The organism is Streptomyces barringtoniae (assembly GCF_020819595.1).
Lineage (GTDB): Bacteria > Actinomycetota > Actinomycetes > Streptomycetales > Streptomycetaceae > Streptomyces > Streptomyces barringtoniae.
The window spans coordinates 24,532-41,043 of record NZ_JAJHNP010000032.1 but is presented as its reverse complement, the minus strand read 5'-3'; the positions used below and the strand labels follow the sequence as shown (position 1 = coordinate 41,043).

General features: G+C 73.1%; 12 protein-coding genes. 9 read left to right on the top strand and 3 right to left on the bottom strand.

What is annotated here, in order from left to right:
• Nucleotides 1-42: 42 nt before the first annotated feature.
• Together LMU33_RS38030 and LMU33_RS38025 are read left to right on the top strand one after the other, a co-directional pair.
• Nucleotides 43-789, top strand: a complete 747-nt coding sequence (locus LMU33_RS38030; RefSeq protein ID WP_228626150.1) for an MBL fold metallo-hydrolase — start codon at nt 43-45, stop codon at nt 787-789.
• Nucleotides 790-820: 31 nt separating this feature from the next.
• Nucleotides 821-2,056: a DUF4032 domain-containing protein gene (locus LMU33_RS38025; RefSeq protein ID WP_228626147.1), complete on the top strand. Its 1,236-nt coding sequence runs from the start codon at nt 821-823 to the stop codon at nt 2,054-2,056.
• A gap of 1 nt (nt 2,057) precedes the next feature.
• Here the strand turns inward: LMU33_RS38025 and LMU33_RS38020 are convergent, their stop codons facing one another.
• Entirely contained in the window at nt 2,058-2,924 is an 867-nt protein-coding gene (locus LMU33_RS38020) for a universal stress protein (protein ID WP_228626144.1), read from the bottom strand.
• 211 nt (nt 2,925-3,135) lie between these two features.
• Here LMU33_RS38020 and LMU33_RS38015 point away from each other — a divergent pair, with 211 nt between their 5' ends.
• The 4 genes from LMU33_RS38015 to LMU33_RS38000 all read left to right on the top strand — a co-directional run bounded on the left by LMU33_RS38015 (nt 3,136) and on the right by LMU33_RS38000 (nt 9,692).
• Nucleotides 3,136-4,812, top strand: coding sequence for an NAD(P)/FAD-dependent oxidoreductase (locus LMU33_RS38015; RefSeq protein ID WP_228626141.1), 1,677 nt, complete (start codon nt 3,136-3,138; stop codon nt 4,810-4,812).
• Between the two features lie 16 nt (nt 4,813-4,828).
• Nucleotides 4,829-6,298, top strand: coding sequence for an ATP-binding protein (locus tag LMU33_RS38010; protein WP_228626138.1), 1,470 nt, complete (start codon nt 4,829-4,831; stop codon nt 6,296-6,298).
• A complete protein-coding gene (locus tag LMU33_RS38005; RefSeq protein ID WP_228626135.1) occupies nt 6,295-6,648 on the top strand; it encodes a UBP-type zinc finger domain-containing protein in 354 nt (117 codons plus the stop codon). The genes LMU33_RS38010 and LMU33_RS38005 overlap by 4 nt, the downstream gene beginning before the upstream one ends.
• An 80-nt stretch (nt 6,649-6,728) precedes the next feature.
• Complete coding sequence (locus LMU33_RS38000) at nt 6,729-9,692, top strand: helix-turn-helix transcriptional regulator (RefSeq protein WP_228626132.1); 2,964 nt, start codon at nt 6,729-6,731, stop codon at nt 9,690-9,692.
• On the opposite strand, the gene LMU33_RS37995 is transcribed toward LMU33_RS38000, so the two are convergent.
• Together LMU33_RS37995 and LMU33_RS37990 are read right to left on the bottom strand one after the other, a co-directional pair.
• Nucleotides 9,647-10,927 carry an SGNH/GDSL hydrolase family protein gene (locus LMU33_RS37995; protein ID WP_228626129.1) on the bottom strand — a complete coding sequence of 427 codons (1,281 nt, stop codon included), beginning with the start codon at nt 10,925-10,927 and terminating at the stop codon, nt 9,647-9,649. The two genes, LMU33_RS38000 and LMU33_RS37995, sit on opposite strands and share 46 nt — an antisense overlap.
• 473 nt (nt 10,928-11,400) lie before the next feature.
• On the bottom strand, nt 11,401-13,191 hold the full coding sequence (locus LMU33_RS37990) for a M4 family metallopeptidase (protein WP_228626126.1): 1,791 nt from the start codon (nt 13,189-13,191) through the stop codon (nt 11,401-11,403).
• 361 nt (nt 13,192-13,552) lie between these two features.
• Here LMU33_RS37990 and LMU33_RS37985 point away from each other — a divergent pair, with 361 nt between their 5' ends.
• From LMU33_RS37985 to LMU33_RS37975, 3 genes are all read left to right on the top strand, one after another.
• Nucleotides 13,553-14,230 (top strand): AIM24 family protein, encoded by a 678-nt coding sequence (locus LMU33_RS37985; RefSeq protein WP_228626124.1) that lies wholly within the window; start codon nt 13,553-13,555, stop codon nt 14,228-14,230.
• 195 nt (nt 14,231-14,425) lie between these two features.
• Nucleotides 14,426-15,469 carry a tetratricopeptide repeat protein gene (locus LMU33_RS37980; RefSeq protein ID WP_228626122.1) on the top strand — a complete coding sequence of 348 codons (1,044 nt, stop codon included), beginning with the start codon at nt 14,426-14,428 and terminating at the stop codon, nt 15,467-15,469.
• Nucleotides 15,466-16,485: a polyprenyl synthetase family protein gene (locus LMU33_RS37975; RefSeq protein ID WP_228626120.1), complete on the top strand. Its 1,020-nt coding sequence runs from the start codon at nt 15,466-15,468 to the stop codon at nt 16,483-16,485. Before LMU33_RS37980 ends, LMU33_RS37975 begins: the two co-directional genes overlap by 4 nt.
• The last annotated feature ends 27 nt before the right edge of the window (nt 16,486-16,512 follow it).

Sequence of the window (16,512 nt, the reverse complement as noted above, 5' to 3'; positions counted from 1 at the left end):
TGGCTGTCCCCGACGGTCAGCCGCACAGGGCTCGGGGAGATCATGCGGGCAGAGGTACGCCAAGTCGCCGACGGCATCCATCTGGTGCACGGCAGCCACGTCAACTGGGTGATCCTGAAGGACGGGGACGCCGTCACCCTGGTGGACACCGGCTATCCGGGAGACCGCCAGGGAGTCCTCGAATCCCTCGCCGAGGTGGGCAGCTCCCCGGAGGCGGTCGCCGCCGTTCTGATCACCCACGCGCACAACGACCATCTGGGCTCGGCCGAATATCTGCGCGCCACCCACGGCACGCCGGTCTACCTGCACCCGGCCGAAGTGCCGCACGCGCGGCGGGAGTTCCTGCACCAGGCCTCCATCGGCGACGTGGTCCGCAACGCCTGGCGGCCGGGCGTCCTGCCCTGGGCGGCCCATGTGATCCGCGTCGGCGGCACCGACCACAACCCCGTCATCGCTCCCGAGCCGTTCCCGAACGAAGGCCCCCTGGACCTGCCCGGCCGCCCCGTGCCCGTGCACACCCCGGGCCACACCGACGGCCACTGCGTCTACCACCTTCCCGAGGCGGGCGTCGTCATCTCCGGCGACACCCTGGCCACCGGGCACGCGACGTCACGGGTCAAGGGCCCGCAGATCCTGCTCGACTTCTTCCACCACGAGCGCGCCGGTGTCCTGGCCTCCCTCGAGACGATCGGCACGCTCGACGGCGACACCCTGCTGCCCGGACACGGGCCGGTGCACCGCGGCTCGGTGCGCGCGGCGGCCGAACAGGCCCGGGACCGGGCCTCCTAGAACAGCCGGCCGGGGCCTTAGGGTTCGTGCCATGGCCTTGCAGATCAGCGCCACGAACCCGGAGCACCCCGCGCTCCTGCTCGCCCTGCCCTGGGACGTTCCCCTGGAGGAGTGGCCCGAGGAGTACCTCGTGCCGCTGCCGAGGGGCATCTCCCGGCACGTCGTGCGGTACGCGCACGCCGGTGACGAGGTGATCGCCGTGAAGGAGCTGGCCGAGCGGCCCGCGCTGCGCGAGTACGAGCTGCTGCGCGACCTGGACCGGCTGGGCATCCCCGCCGTCGACCCGCTCGCGGTGATCACCGGCCGCACCGACCGCGACGGCGCCCCGCTGGAGCCGGTGCTGGTGACCCGGCATCTGCGCGGCTCGCAGCCGTACCGCTCGATGTTCGAGACGACCATGCGCCCGGCGACCATGCACCGTCTGATGGACGCCCTCGCCGTGCTGCTGGTGCGGCTGCACCTGGCCGGGTTCGCGTGGGGCGACTGCTCGCTGTCCAACACGCTCTTCCGGCGGGACGCGGGCGCCTACGCCGCCTATCTGGTCGACGCCGAGACGGGCGACCTGCACCCCCGGCTCAGCCCCGGGCAGCGGGAGTACGACCTGGACCTGGCCCGGGTGAACATCAGCGGCGAGCTGCTGGACCTGGAGGCGTCCGGGGCGCTGCACCCGTCCGTCGACCCGGTGGAGTTCGGGCACGAGATCTGCACCCGGTACCAGGGCCTGTGGCAGGAACTGACCCGCACCTCGGTGTACCCGGCAGGCAAGTACCACTACATCGAACGCCGGATCCGGCGGCTGAACGAGCTGGGCTTCGACGTGGCCGAGATGCAGATCGAGCACTCCTCCAACGGCGACACGGTCACCTTCGTGCCGAAGGTGGTCGACGCGGGCCACCACCAGCGCCAGCTGCTGCGGCTGACCGGCCTGGACGCCGAGGAGAACCAGGCGCGGCGGCTGCTGAACGACCTGGAGAGCTGGATGGCCACCCAGGACGACTACGCGCCCGGCGATCCGCTCGCCGCCCGCCCGGAGGTCCTGGCCCACCGGTGGGTGCGGGACGTGTTCCGGCCCACCGTGCGGGCCGTACCGCTTCAGCTGCGCGGTGCCATGGACCCGGCCGAGATCTACCACGAACTCCTGGAACACCGCTGGTACCTGTCCGAGCGCGCCCAGCACGACATAGGCCTCGACACGGCCGTGCAGGACTACATCGAGAACGTCCTGCCGAGGGCGCGGGCCACCCTGGAGCCGGCCGAGGCCGAGTAGCTCACTCGTGCGGGACCACGGCGACCGGGCATTCGGCGTGGTGCAGCATCCCGTGCGCGACCGAACCGATCCGGGCGCCCACGGCCGTACGGTGCGCCCGGCGCCCGACGACCATCAGCTGGGCCCGGCCGGCTGCCGAGAGCAGCACCTGGCCCGCGCTGCCCATCTCGACCTGTTCGGCCACGGGCACCTCCGGGAACCGCTCCCGCCAGGGCCTGAGCGCGTCGGCCAGCGCCTGCCGCTCGTAGGGTTCGAGACCGCCCGCGTCGTCGAGGAGCCTGAGCGAGCCGGGGCTGTAGGCGAAGACCGGTGGCAGGGTCCACGCCCGTACGGCCCGTACGGCCGCGCCGCGGGCCGCCGCCGTCTCGAACGCGAACCGCAGGGTCTCCGCGCTGTCCTCGGGGTCGCCGTGCTGGCCGACGACGACGTCCCGCCCCGCGGCCTCGGCCGCCGGCTGGTCCCCGGCCCGCACCAGGACCACCGGCCGGCTCGCCTCCGCGATCACCTGCTGGCCGACCGAGCCCAGCAGGAACCCGAGGACGGGCCCGTGCCCGCGCGAGCCCAGGACCAGCATCTCCGCCTCCGCCGCGGCACGGGCCAGCTCGTGTACGGCCTCGCCCTCGACCACGTCGACACTCACCTCGAGCGCCCGATGCCGCCCGGAGACGGCCCGCACGGCCTCCGCCACGCCCTCCGACACCCATCCGTGCTGGGTGTCCCGGTCGGCGGTGGTGAGCGACTGCGCGTACCGCCAGGCGTGCACCACGCGCAGCGGCAGCCCACGGCGTACGGCCTCCCGGCCCGCCCAGTCCAGCGCGGCCAGGCTCTCCTGACTGTCGTCCACCCCTGCCGTGATCGGGCGTGTCATGCGTGGCCTCCTCGTCGCCGCCCTCGTGGTGCTGGTGCCCACTATCGGGCACCGGGCAACGAGTTCCGCTGTCCGGGGAGCACCGGGCCCGATCAGGGTCGTCGCCCCATCCGAAGCGAACCCGCCCGATCGAACATACGATGGCTGCGAACCGGTGCGGTGGTCCCCACGACACCGACCCGTGGGACCAAACGCTCGGGGTGGGAGACGTATGGCACAGGCCGCCGACACAGCGCGGACCGTCATCCTGACCGTGGACGACGACCCGGGGGTCTCCCGTGCCGTCGCCCGCGATCTGCGGCGGCGCTACGGCGAGTCGTACCGGATCGTGCGTGCGGAGTCCGGGGAGTCCGCGCTCGAGGCGCTGCGCGAGCTGAAGCTGCGCGGCGACCTGGTGGCGGTGATCCTGGCCGATTTCCGCATGCCGCAGATGAACGGCATCGAGTTCCTGGAACAGGCGCTGGACGTCTACCCGGGGGCGCGGCGGGTGCTGCTGACCGCGTACGCGGACACCAATGCCGCCATCGACGCGATCAACGTCGTCGATCTCGATCACTATCTGCTCAAGCCCTGGGATCCGCCGGAGGAGAAGCTCTATCCGGTGCTCGACGACCTGCTCCAGGCGTGGCGCACCAGCGGCTACCGGCCCGTGCCCAGCACCAAGGTCGTCGGACACCGCTGGTCGGCGCGGTCCTCGGACGTGCGCGAGTTCCTGGCCCGCAACCAGGTGCCGTACCGCTGGTACTCGGTGGAGGAGCCCGAGGGGCAGCGGCTGCTGGCGGCCGCCGGGCAGGACGGGCGGCGGCTGCCGGTGGTGATCACGCCGGACGGCGGCACCCTGGTCGAGCCGGAGGCGCCCGAGCTGGCGGCGCGGGTGGGGCTGGCGACGACGCCGACGGCCGACTTCTACGACCTCATAGTGATCGGCGGCGGGCCGGCCGGGCTCGGCGCGGCCGTGTACGGGGCCTCCGAGGGGCTCAGAACCGTGCTGGTGGAGCGGTCGGCGACCGGCGGGCAGGCCGGGCAGAGCTCCCGGATCGAGAACTACCTGGGCTTCCCCGACGGCGTCTCCGGCGCCCAGCTCACCGAGCGGGCGCGCCGGCAGGCGGCCAAGTTCGGCGCGGAGATCCTGACCACCCGTGAGGTGACGGGACTCGAGGTCAACGGCGCCGCCCGGGTCGTACGGTTCGCGGACGGCTCGGCGATCGCCGCGCACAGCGTGATCCTCGCGACCGGCGTGCAGTACCGGCAGCTGGAGGCCGCCGGCTGCATGGATCTGACCGGCTGCGGGGTGTTCTACGGCTCGGCGCTGACCGAGGCCGCCTCCTGCCAGGGGCAGGACATCTACATCGTCGGCGGCGCCAACTCCGCGGGTCAGGCGGCGATGTACCTGTCGCGGGGCGCGAAGTCGGTGACGCTGCTGGTGCGCGGCCCCGACCTGTCGGCCTCGATGTCACACTACCTGATCCAGCAGATCAACGAGGCGCCGAACATCTCGGTGCGCCCGCACACGGTCGTGGACGCGGCGCACGGCTCGGAGCGCCTGGAGCAGCTGACGCTGCGACACACCGTGACCGGGGAGAGTGAACGGGTCGACGCGCACTGGGTGTTCGTGTTCATCGGCGCCGCCCCGCTGACCGACTGGCTGGGCGACGCGGTGCTGCGCGACGAGCGCGGGTTCATCCTGGCCGGGCCCGATCTGACCGCCGACGGGCGGCCGCCGGCCGGCTGGGAGCTGGACCGTCCGCCGTACCACCTGGAGACCAGCGTCCCCGGCGTGTTCGTGGCGGGTGACGCGCGTGCCGAGTCCGCCAAGCGGGTCGCGTCCGCCGTCGGCGAGGGAGCCATGGCCGTGATGCTCGTCCACCGGTATCTGGAACAGTCATGAACGATCAGGAGCAGTCATGAGCGGGCAGATCATGCCGTGCAGCCCCAAGGAGATCGGCTCGCTGTTCCTCTTCGAGAAGGTGAGCCCCGAGCAGCTGGGCCGGTTGTGCAGCGCGGGGCGGGTGGAGCTGTTCGAGCCCGGTCCGGTGTACACCGAAGGCGACCCGGCGACCTGCTTCTTCGTGATGATCGAGGGCACGGTGGTGCTCTCCCGCCGGGTCGGCGGCGACGACGTGGAGGTCACCCGCACCTCGCAGCGCGGCGTGTACGCGGGCGCGATGCAGGCCTACCTCGGCGACCGGGTGCCGCAGGTCTACAACAACTCGATGCGGGTGACGGAGCCGACGCGGTTCTTCGTGCTGCCGGCGGACATCTTCGCCGACGTCATGACCGAGTGGTTCCCGATGGCCGTGCACCTGCTGGAGGGCCTGTTCTTCGGGTCCAAGCGCACCCAGGCGGCGATCGGGCAGCAGGAGCGGCTGCTGGCGCTGGGTTCGCTGTCGGCCGGGCTCACGCACGAGCTCAACAACCCCGCTGCGGCGGCCGTACGGGCGACGGCCACGCTGCGCGAACGGATCGCGAAGATGCGGCGCAAGCTCGCCGTGATCGCCGAAGGCCCCTTCTCCCGTGACGCGCTGGCGAGCCTGATCGAGATCCAGGAGCGCACCGCCGAACGGGTCGCCAAGGCTCCGGTGCTCAGTCCGCTGGAGGCCGCCGACCGTGAGGACCTGCTCACCGACTGGCTGGAGGACCACGACATCGCCCAGGCCTGGCAGGTGGCGCCGACCTTCGTGCAGGCCGGACTCGACGTCGACTGGCTGGAACAGGTCGCGGCGGCCGTGGACGAGGAGATCCTCGCCGGTGCGGTCGGCTGGCTCAACTACACCATCGAGACCGAGCTGTTGATGAACGAGATCGAGGACTCCACCACCCGCATCTCGCATCTCGTCGACGCGGCCAAGCAGTACTCGCAGCTGGACCGGGCGCCCTACCGCGTGGTGGACGTGCACGAACTCCTCGACAGCACCCTGCTGATGCTCTCCGGCAAGATCGGCGCAGGCATCGAGGTCGTGAAGGAGTACGACCGCACCCTCCCGCCGGTGCCCGCCTATCCGGCGGAGCTGAACCAGGTGTGGACCAACCTGATCGACAACGCGGTGTCCGCCATCAACGGCGCGGGCGGCGCGGGCACGCTGACCGTGCGGACCGCGCTCGACCACGAGCGGCTGCTCGTGGAGTTCCAGGACACCGGGCCCGGCGTCCCACCCGAGATCAAGGACCGGATCTTCGACCCGTTCTTCACCACCAAACCGGTCGGCGAGGGCACCGGGCTGGGCCTGGACATCTCCTGGCGGATCGTCGTCAACAAGCACCACGGCAGCCTGCGCGTGGAGTCCGTGCCCGGCGACACCCGCTTCCAGGTGCTGCTGCCGTTGACCGCCGAGGTCCCGGACACGTCCATCGAGCAAGCGGAGGAAGCCGTATGAGAAGAGTCGAGGGGTTCGACGTGAACGTCCCGCCCAGCGGCACCGGCTGTGCGGAGTGCGAGGAGGCCGGCGGCTGGTGGTTCCATCTGCGCCGGTGCGCGCAGTGCGGGCACATCGGCTGCTGCGACGACTCGCCCGCGAAGCACGCCACCGCGCATTACCACGCCACGGGGCATCCGGTGATCCAGAGCTTCGAACCGGGTGAGGAGTGGTTCTGGGACTACGCCGCGGAGGAGTTGTTCACCTCGGGTCCGGGGCTGGCCCCGCCCGACAGTCATCCCGCCGATCAGCCGGTGCCGGGCCCTGCGGGGCGGGTGCCGAGGAACTGGGCGGAGACGCTTCGGGGTTGAGCACCTGCCGGCTCGGCGGCTTCTCTGCGGACGGCGACTGCGGGTGCCTCGTTCGGTCGCTCAGCGTGTCAGGATGGGGCGTGTCACAGATCGCCTTCAGTGCCCCGCCGTTGATCGGGCGGGACGAGGAACTCGCCCGGCTCATGGGCGTGCTGGAGCGTGCCCGGGCCGGTGCGGCGCGGGCGGTGCTGCTCGCCGGTGACGCGGGGGTCGGCAAGACACGGCTGCTGGACGAGGTCGCGGGGCGGGCGGCGCGGGCGGGGAGCACCGTGGTCACCGGGCACTGTGTGGACCTCGGCGACGTGGGTCTGCCGTATCTGCCGTTCACCGAGATCCTCGGCGTGCTCGCCGCCGACGCACGCTTCTCATCGGTGCTGGCCGCGCATCCGGCGGTGGACCGGCTGCTGGGCGCGGGCACGGACCCGGCGGGCGGCCCGGACGGGCGGCTGCGGCTGTTCGAGGACGTCGCGGGGCTGCTGGCCGAACTGGCCGCCGTGGCGCCGCTGCTGCTGGTCCTGGAGGATCTGCACTGGGCCGACCAGTCCTCCCGGGACCTGCTGCGCTTCCTGCTCAGCCGGGGCTTGCTGCACCGGCCGGGCGGCGGCCAGGAGCGGCGCCTCGCGGTCCTCGCCTCCTACCGGGCGGACGATCTGCATCGCCGCCACCCGCTGCGCCCGCTGCTCGCCGAACTGGTCCGGCTGCCGGCCGTGGAGCGTCTGGAGCTGCGGCCGCTGCCCGATCCGGAGGTCGCGCGGCTGGTGCGGGCCCTGGAGGACCGCCCGCTGCCCGAGGCCGTCGTACGCGGCATCGTGGCCCGCGCGGAGGGCAACGCGTTCTACGCGCAGGAGCTGTTCGCGGCGGCCGGCCCGGACGCCGACGGCGTGCCCAGCGGGCTCGCGGACCTGCTGCTCATCCGGGTCGAGCAGCTGGCCGAGACCGCCCAGCAGGTGCTGCGCACCGCCGCAGTGGCCGGTCGCCGGGTGGAGCACGACCTGCTGCGCGAGGCGGCCGGGCTCCCCGAGGACGAGCTGGAGGCGGCGCTGCGCGAGGCCGTCGGACGGCAGCTGCTCGTGCCCGGGGACGGCGACACCTACGCCTTCCGGCACGCCCTCACCCGCGAGGCGGTCTACGCCGACCTGCTGCCCGGCGAGCGGTCCCGGCTGCACGGGGCGTACGCCCGGCTGCTCGCCGCCCGCGGCCGCGCCCCGGAGACCGCCGCCGAGCGCGCCCACCACGCCCGCGAGAGCCACGACCTGCCGGGGGCGCTCACCGCCTGTCTGGAGGCGGCCGACCACGCCCGGCGGCTGGGCGCGCCGGCCGAGGAGTTGCGGCATCTGGAGACGGCCCTGGACCTGTGGTCGTCGGTGCCGGCCGGGGAACGGCCGTGCGCCGACGGGATCGCGCCCGTCACACTGACCCTGCGGGCCTCCGCCGCGGCCGCGCAGGCCGGCGACTCCCATCGAGCGGTCTCCCTGACGCGGGCCGCGCTCGCCGAGGTCGGCGAGGACGCCGACTCCGCGCTCGCCGCCCGGATCCGCTACACCCTGGCCGGCAACCTGCTCCACGTGGACCGGCTGCAGGCCGCCTTCCGGTACAGCAGCGAGGCACTGGCGCTCATCCCCGCCGAGCCGCCCTCGCGGACCTGGGTGTGGGCGGCGGCCACCCACGTCATGGCGGCCCGTCACCTCGGCGCGGACGAGACAGCCCTGAGCATCGCCCACCGCGCCCTGCGCGTCGCCGAGGAGCTGGGCATGGCCGACGCCCAGGCCGACCTGCTGATCTCCCTGGCCAATCTCGAAGGCGGCGGCCGGCGCTCCGACGAAGGCCGGGACAGACTGCGGCGGGCCCGGGAGCTGGCGCGGTCCGCCGGGCACGGTCCGGTGGAGATGCGCGCGCTGTTCAACCAGGCCATCAGCCGTCTGGAAGCCGGTGATCCGGAGGCCTGCCTGCCCCTGCTGGCCGAGGCGCTGGAGCGGGCCCGCCGGACCGGGCTGCTGTCCTCGCCGTATCCGCTGGAGATGCGGTACCTCCAGCTGCTGGCGCTGTACACGCTCGGCCGGTGGGACGCGTGCCTCGGCGCGGCGGCCGAGGCCGAGGCCCAGCTGCCCGCCACGGGTGCCTTCGCGGCGGGTCCCGCGCTGTACGTGGCGGTCGCGCGGGGCGACGCCGGGGCCCTCGAGCGGGCCGAGGCCTTGCTGGAGGGGCCGTTCAACTGGATGGGCACCCTGGTGGCCGGTATCGCCCTCACCGACGCGGCCGCGCTGCGCGGCGCCCCGGAGGCGGCCGTTGAGCGGATGCGGGCGACGCTCGCCGCGCTGGGCGACGTCTCGGGGCGGCGGCCCGACGTCACCGTCCGGCTGGCCGCGCTCTGCCTCACGGCGGTCGCCGACCGGACCGTGCACCTGCGGCGTGCCGGGGACGCGCCGGCGCTGCGCCGCTGGGCGGACACCGCGACCGAGCTGGTGGAGCAGGCGCGGGCCTCGGCCGCGGGGGACGAGGAGGGCCGTCCGCAGGGCCCGGAGGGCCAGGCCTGGCTGGCCCGCGCCGAGGCGGAGTGGACGACGGCCGCCTCCGGCCCGGATCCGGCGGCCTGGGAGAAGGCGGTCTCCGCGTTCGCGTACGGCGACGTGTACGAGCAGGCGCGCTGCCGGGTGCGGTACGCGGAGGCGCTGCTGTCCGTCGAGCGGCGCACGGAGGCGGCGGAGCAGGCGCGTGCGGCGAGGGCGACGGCGGCCACGCTGGGTGCGGCACCGCTGCTGGAGCGGATCGACGCGCTGACCCGCCGGGGCCGTCTCACCGCCGTCACCGCGACCGGCACGGCCGGTGCCGCGCCGCTGACCGCCCGGGAGCAGGACGTACTGCGGCTCCTCGCGCGGGGCCGCAGCAACCGGCAGATCGGCGAGGAGCTGTTCATCAGCGGCAAGACGGCGAGTGTGCACGTCTCCAACATCCTGGCCAAGCTGGGCGCCGCGAGCCGTACGGAGGCGGTGGCGGTCGCCTACCGCCGGGGCCTGATCGCGCCGGAGCCGACCGGGGCGGGGTGAGCCGGCCGGAACCCCGGTCGGCGGGTGCAGTCCAGGCTGCGGAGGTCGAGGACGTCGGCCAGCCTCCGCATGCCCTTGTCATCGGGGTGGAGGTGGTCGCCGCCGTCGAGGACCGGTCGCAGCCGTGCGGAGTCGTGGGGGCTGCGCAGGGTGCGGTCGAAGTCGGCGGTCGCGTCGAACTCCGCGCTGGTACGGAGGAATCGGTTCACGCGACGGCGTACGGCCTCGGCGGCCGGGTCCCACTCCGGCCGGCCCTGGAAGGGGCCGATCGTGGCGGCGACCACGCACTTCCCCGCCGCGTGCACCCGCTCGGCGATCTTCCGGTAGCCGGCGATCAGGTCCTGCGCGGTGACTCCCGGGTGCACCCTGAGGTCGTTCACCCCCTCGAAGACGAAGACGGTGCGCACACCGGGCAGGGACAGCACGTCCCGGTCCAGCCGGTGCAGGGCGCTCTGTCCGATGCCGTCGGCGAGCACCCGGTTGCCCGAGATGCCCTCGTCGGCGACGCCCCGGACGGCCGCGTGCGCTGTGTTGAGGCGCCGGGCCAGGTAGTCGGGCCAGCGTCGGTTCCGGTCCATGGTGGAGTGCCGGCCGTCGGTGATGGAGTCGCCGAGCGCGACCACGGCTCCGGTGGCGCGGCGGGACGGCCGTACGGACACGGCGTCGAGGTACCACCAGGAGCGGGTGGTCCGCGTCCAGTCGGTGCCGCTCTCCTCGGCGGTGTGGTCGCCCCGGCCGGTGTACGAGGTCTGCAGCGCCAGCCAGTGGCCGGTGGCCGGTCCCACCGCGGCCGGGGTGTGCAGGCTGACGACCAGATCGGTGCCGGCGCGCAGCCGGCCGGGCAGCGGATCGCTCCAGGCGGCGGCGCCCGCCGGAACGGTCACCGTACGACCGCCGCCGAAGGTCAGCCGCCGGTTGCTGCCCGGCCGCAGGGCGGCTCCCTCGCCGCGCACTCCGGCGTAGACGCTGTCCACGGTCAGCGGCCGGTCGCCGAAGGCGTTGCTCAGGCGGACGCGCGGATCGTCGCCGCCGACGCTGGTGTGCACGATCAGCCGGTAGTCCTCTCCGGCGGTGCCCTCGCCCAGGCGGTCGGCGCTCGCCGCCCAGGTGACGACCCCGGAGGCCCGCTCGGCGGACGCGGGCAAAGGGGCCGACCGGGCGGGTGCGGGCTGGCAGACGACGGCCGTGAGCAGGACGGCGGCGACGCGGCGGACGCCTCCGGACCGGCCGGTCATCGGACGAGGTCCCGCGGCGTGACGGACCCGCCGGCTCGCATGCGGACCGTGCGGTGCGTGCGGGACATGCCTGCGTATCCCACGCAGGTCATCGTCCCGCCGACGCCGGGGACGCGCACCTCGGTGGGTTCGCGGTCCGGACGGTGCAGGTCGCCGGCTACGCCGCGATGGCGTGGGCATGGGCCGCCGCCCGCCGGGGGCGAGCGGTAGCACGGGGTAGCCGGGAACGAAGCCGGCGGGCGGGGGGCCGTCCGTGGGTGGTCGCGCGGCGGGCCGACGGTCGCGGCGCGGTCGGCGTCCCGGCCGGTTGCGCCGCCGTACGGTGAGTGCCGGACAGGGCCCGTACCGGTGCCCGGCGTGGGAGGGGCGCGCTCATGGCCGGGAATCCGGGCGGCGGTCGAGGCGGTCCGGGATGCCTCCGGACATGCGGATGCCCCGCGCGAGGCGGGGCATCCGGTGGTGCGGCGGCCGCGTCAGTGACCGGCGGCCGGCGTGTTGGCGGCGGTGACGTTGACCGCGGCCCACGCCTTGTCCACCGTCTTGTACTCGGTGCTGTTCGCGCCGTACAGGTCCTTGGCCGCCTTCAGCGTCGCGACGCGCGCGTCGTGGAAGGAGGTCGTGGAGACCATGTAGCGGGTGAGCGCACGGTAGAAGATCGCGGTGGCCTTGGTACGGCCGATGCCCTTGACCGTGGAGTGGTCGTAGGTCGGCGAGTAGTACTTGACCCCGTTGATCGTCTTGCTGCCGCTGCCCTCCGCGAGGAGGTAGTAGGCGTGCGAGGAGACACCGGACCCGGCGTGCACCTCGGTGTAGTAGGTGTCCGGCGACCAGTAGTCGATCGTGCCCTCGAGCTTGTCGAGCGACGGGTGGTCGAGGCGCCGCAGGAACTTCTGGGCGAGGCCCAGCTTCTCGCCGATCAGGTAGTCCGGCGTGTCCTTCGGGTTGTTGGCGGAGAACTCGACGTTGGAGCCGAAGATGTCCGCGAGCGACTCGTTCAGCGCGCCGGGCTCACCGTACTGGTTGCCGTCGGAGTCGACGTAGGTCGGCTCCAGCTTCGCGGTCGCGTCCACGACACCGTGCGTCAGCTCGTGGCCGGTGACGTCGAGGACGACGAGCGGCTTCTTGAACATCTGGCCGTCGCCGTCGCCGTACAGCATGCAGTTGCAGGTCGGGTCCCAGAAGGCGTTGGCGACCTTGTTGCCCCAGTGGACCATGCCCTGGGCGGCCTTGCTGTTGTTGGCTATGCCCTTGCGCCCGAAGGTGGCCTTGTAGAAGTCCAGGGTCTTGGTGATGCCGTACTGGGCGTCCGCGGCGGCGCTGGCCCGGTTGCTGGTGGTGCCGTTGCCCCACACGTTGGTCGTGTTGGTGAACGCCGTGCCCGTGCTGAACTTCTCGGTGGTCCTGCCCTTGGCGTCGCGCGTCTCGGTGCCGTACCGGCTCGGGTCCTTGAGCTGGTAGTGGCCGCGCGAGGTCTGCGTGGTGGTCAGGCCGACGCTGCCCACGAACAGGGTCTTGCCGGTGCCCTTGGCGGCCGACGGGTAGCTCGCCGCGGCGCCGGCGACGCCGGAGCCGAGCAGGCCGGCCTCCGGGGAGGCGGAGCCGATGCCGGTGGCCGGGTCGATGGTCTCGCCGTGCTTGCGCAGGTTCTGCAGCAGCTTCGGCGACAGGAACTCGTCGCTGTCGGGCGTGTTGCTGCGCACCTTGCCGGTGACGGCGTCGACGACGACGGTGTTGGTGCCGCTCTGGTCGGTGACGGTCACCTGGTAGGCGAGGGCGGAGGAGCCGCCGCGCGCGTCGACGACCAGCTGGGGGGTGCCCGCGTCGCCCTTGGCGGCCTGGGCGGCCTTGGCGGCGGCCTGGTCCGCGGTCAGCTTGGCCTTGGTGGTGGCCGGCTTGACGGCGTGACCGGCGGCGCGGGTCACGCCGGCGTAGGCCAGCTTGTGGTCGAGGTGGACGACGAGGTCGCCGCCGAGCACGGGCATCCCGTCGTGCGTGCGGACGAAGCGGACGTGCCGGGCGCCCTCGGGGTCGAGCATCACGTCCTGCGCGTGCAGTTCGTCGCCCTGGGAGACGCCGGTCGCCGAGGCGTGGGCGAAGGCCGCGCTGCGCGCCGCCTCGACCACCCCGGTGGCGTCCGTGGTGGCGGCCGCCGAGGACCGCTCCGCCCCCGTGGAGGGACCCGCGAAAGCCGTACCGGCCAGACCCGTGGCAGCGGTCGTCACCGCGATGGCGACGGCGACACTGCGTATGTGAGGTCTACGCAAGGATCAGGGTTCCTTCGTTCTGAGGCAGCCGGGGTCACCAACTGCCTTGAGACATGACGCTGTTCCGCGTCACGGGGACTGGTCGGGCCCCAAGGCGTAACCCTTGCGGATCAGTCATGTCCACGTAAAGACGGAATGATCCATTTCGCGACCTTCTATGGCAATCCTTTACGAATGCGTGCCATAGAGCGATCACTTACTGACCGACTGTGTGCCGGCTGTGGAGACGTCGACTCAATCCCCCAGGTTCCAAGGCCGGAATGTGACCGACGTCGCATCAAACCCCGTACGGGGTCGGTGGCTGAGCGGGCACTTTGCGTTATCTTGGCGGAATGACACCCTCCGGGACACCATGCCCCGCATGAAGGGTGACCTCTTTTCCAGTGAGCACGTGGTGCAGCCGGCCATGCAGCCGGGAATGTCCGTCGAGAACGCGAAGTGCATCAAGTACGCGGTGAACGGCGAGATGTACGCCCGCCAGGGCGCAATGATCGCCTATCGCGGCGGCCTCAGGTTCGAGCGCAAGGGGCAGGGCGTCGGCGGCATGCTGAAGCGTGCGGTCACCGGTGAGGGGCTGCCCCTCATGGCGGTGCGCGGGCAGGGCGAGGCCTGGTTCGCGCACGAGGCGCAGAACTGCTTCATCGTCGAGGTCGAGCCCGGCGACCAGTTCACGGTCAACGGCCGCAACGTGCTGTGTTTCGACGCCTCGCTGTCGTACGACATCAAGACGGTGAAGGGGTCGGGCATCGCCGGCGGCGGCCTGTTCAACAGCGTGTTCAGCGGGCAGGGCCGGCTCGGGCTGGTCTGCGAGGGCAACCCGCTGGTCATCCCGGTCTCCGCGCAGTCCCCGGTACATGTCGACACGGACGCGGTCGTCGGCTGGACGGCACACCTGCAGACCTCGCTGCACCGCTCCCAGTCCATAGGCTCGATGCTGCGCGGCGGTTCCGGCGAGGCGGTGCAGCTGATGCTCCAGGGCGAGGGCTTCGTGGTGGTGCGTCCGAGCGAGCTGACCCCGCAGAAGTCCCAGCAGCACTGAACCTTCACAGGGTGATCCGCGCCGCCCGGGCAACCCCCGTCGCCGTACCCGCGTCTTGATCGACAACAGACCGACACGCCCCGGTCCCCTGGGCCGGGGCGAATTTCCGAGATCCTATACACGCGACGTATACACGTGATCTATACATGTTATGTATACACGTGATGTATACACGTCGTGTATAGAAAGGCACGCATGTACGGCAAGGCTTTCGCCCCGGAGTACCAGGGCGCCCTGACCACCCTGTCCGTGAACTCCTCGCTGGTCGATGTGCTGGCGCAGGGCACCGAGAAGCTGCGCGAGGCCGAGCGGTCCGGGCGCAGCGCCGAGGCGGCCCGCTGCGGGCTCGCCGTCGCCGAGGCGCACCGGCGGCTCGGCCACACGGCGGACGCGGACCGGGCCTGGAAGGCGAGTTACCGCGCCGCCCGCGCGGCCGGCGACACCGCCGCGATGGCGTGGGCGCTGTGGAGCGGCGGCACCCTCGCCCGGCAGCGCGGGGCCTTCCCGCTGGCCTGGCGGCTGCTGGGGCTCGCGGCCGAACTCGGTGAGCGCGGCGGCGACATCGTCTGCCGGGGCTACTCACTGGCCGGTCTCGCCGAGACCGGCCGTATCCAGGGCGACTACGCGGCCGTCGGCCGGCTGCACGAGCAACTGCTGGCCGAGGCACGCCGGCGCGGCGAGGCCCGGCACACGGTGTGGGCGCTGGAGGGCATCGCGCAGATGCACCGCAACACCGGGGACCACGACCGGGCGTACGCGCTGTTCGAGGAGGCGGCACGGATAGCAGAGCGGGCGGAGGACCGGCGCGGGCACGCCTGGGCGCTGCGCGGACTCGCCGACATCCTCTCGGTGCGCGACAAGGACACCGAGGGGGCGCTGGAGCTGCTGTCGACCGCGGAGGCCGGCTGCCGGGCGATGAACCTCTCCAGCGCGCTCGCCTACAACCACAAGATGCGTGGCAACGTCCTGTACCGGGCCGGGCGTTACACCGAGGCGCGGGATCTGTACGAGCTGGCGCTGGAGGAGTTCCGCGCGATGAGCGAGCCGCGCGGCGAGGCGCTGGCCCGGCTGGGCCTGGCCAAGTCGCTGGCGCAGTTGGGCCGGGACCGCGCCGAGACCGCCGCCGAACTCGCCGACCTGGCACGGACGCTGGAGCGCAGTGGGCTCAAGCACGCCCGGGAGATGGTGGCCCGGGCCCAGGAGGAGTTCGGCCTCGAGGCCGCGGAGGTCGCCCGGTGACCACCGTACAGGCGCCGCCCTCGGCGACCGAAGTCCTGGCCCGCTGCCGCGGGTTGGCGGATCCGGCGCTGCGCGGGGCGGTGGACCGGCTGCATCCGTGGGTGGCCGAGATGGCCGGGTACTCCTTCGGCTGGTGCGAGGTCGGCGGGGCGCCCGCCGCCGCAACCGGCGGCAAGGGTGTACGGCAGGCGCTGGCGGTGCTCGGTGCCGAGGCGGCGGGCGCCGACGGGCGGGCCGGTGTACCGGCCGCGGTCGCGGTGGAGCTGGTGCACGCCTTCTCGCTGCTGCACGACGACATCATGGACGGCGACGCGACCCGGCGCCGCCGCCCCGCCGTGTGGAAGGCGTACGGCACGGGCCCGGCGGTGCTCGCCGGGGACGCCCTGTTCGCGCTGGCGGTGGAGACCCTCGCGACCGCGCCGCAGGGCGCCGGCACCGTACGGCTGCTGTCGGCGGCTCTCGCCGACCTGGTCCGCGGGCAGGCCGACGACCTGCTGTTCGCCACCCGGCCCTGGACCGGTCCGGAGCGGGTCACACCCGAGGAGTACCGGTCGATGGCGGAGGGCAAGACCGGCGCGCTGCTGGGCTGTGCCGCCGCGCTGGGCGCCGTCCTCGGCGGGGCGGGCGAGGCCACGGCGGGCGTGCTGGACCGGGCCGGACGGCATCTCGGCGTCGCCTTCCAGCTGGTCGACGACGTGCTGGGCATCTGGGGCGACCCGGCCGTCACCGGCAAACCCGTGGGCGGCGATCTGCGGCAGGGCAAGAAGACGTATCCGGTGCTGGCCGCGCTGGGCTCCCCGGCGGCCCGCGGGCTGCCCGGACTGCTCGGCTCTCCGGGGCGGGCCGCGGAGGCCGCCGCGCTGATCGAGGCCGGGGGTGGGCGTACGGCGGCGCTGGCCGAGGCCCGTGCCCACACGACCGCCGCCCGGGCGCTGCTCGCGAAGGCACCGCTGGCCGCCGAAGCCGCCGGGCAGCTCCTGCGGCTCCTCGATCACCTGGTGGACCGTCAGCTGTGATCCCGGCCGTGCGGTGAATCCGTGTTG

Coding starts and splice junctions, on each gene's coding strand:
- LMU33_RS37995 (WP_228626129.1), bottom strand. CDS start 10,927: ATGACCGGCCGGTCCGGAGGCGTCCGCCGCGTCGCCGCCGTCCTGCTC.
- LMU33_RS38015 (WP_228626141.1), top strand. CDS start 3,136: ATGGCACAGGCCGCCGACACAGCGCGGACCGTCATCCTGACCGTGGAC.
- LMU33_RS38020 (WP_228626144.1), bottom strand. CDS start 2,924: ATGACACGCCCGATCACGGCAGGGGTGGACGACAGTCAGGAGAGCCTG.
- LMU33_RS38030 (WP_228626150.1), top strand. CDS start 43: ATGCGGGCAGAGGTACGCCAAGTCGCCGACGGCATCCATCTGGTGCAC.
- LMU33_RS37985 (WP_228626124.1), top strand. CDS start 13,553: ATGAAGGGTGACCTCTTTTCCAGTGAGCACGTGGTGCAGCCGGCCATG.
- LMU33_RS38010 (WP_228626138.1), top strand. CDS start 4,829: ATGAGCGGGCAGATCATGCCGTGCAGCCCCAAGGAGATCGGCTCGCTG.
- LMU33_RS38005 (WP_228626135.1), top strand. CDS start 6,295: ATGAGAAGAGTCGAGGGGTTCGACGTGAACGTCCCGCCCAGCGGCACC.
- LMU33_RS38025 (WP_228626147.1), top strand. CDS start 821: ATGGCCTTGCAGATCAGCGCCACGAACCCGGAGCACCCCGCGCTCCTG.
- LMU33_RS37980 (WP_228626122.1), top strand. CDS start 14,426: ATGTACGGCAAGGCTTTCGCCCCGGAGTACCAGGGCGCCCTGACCACC.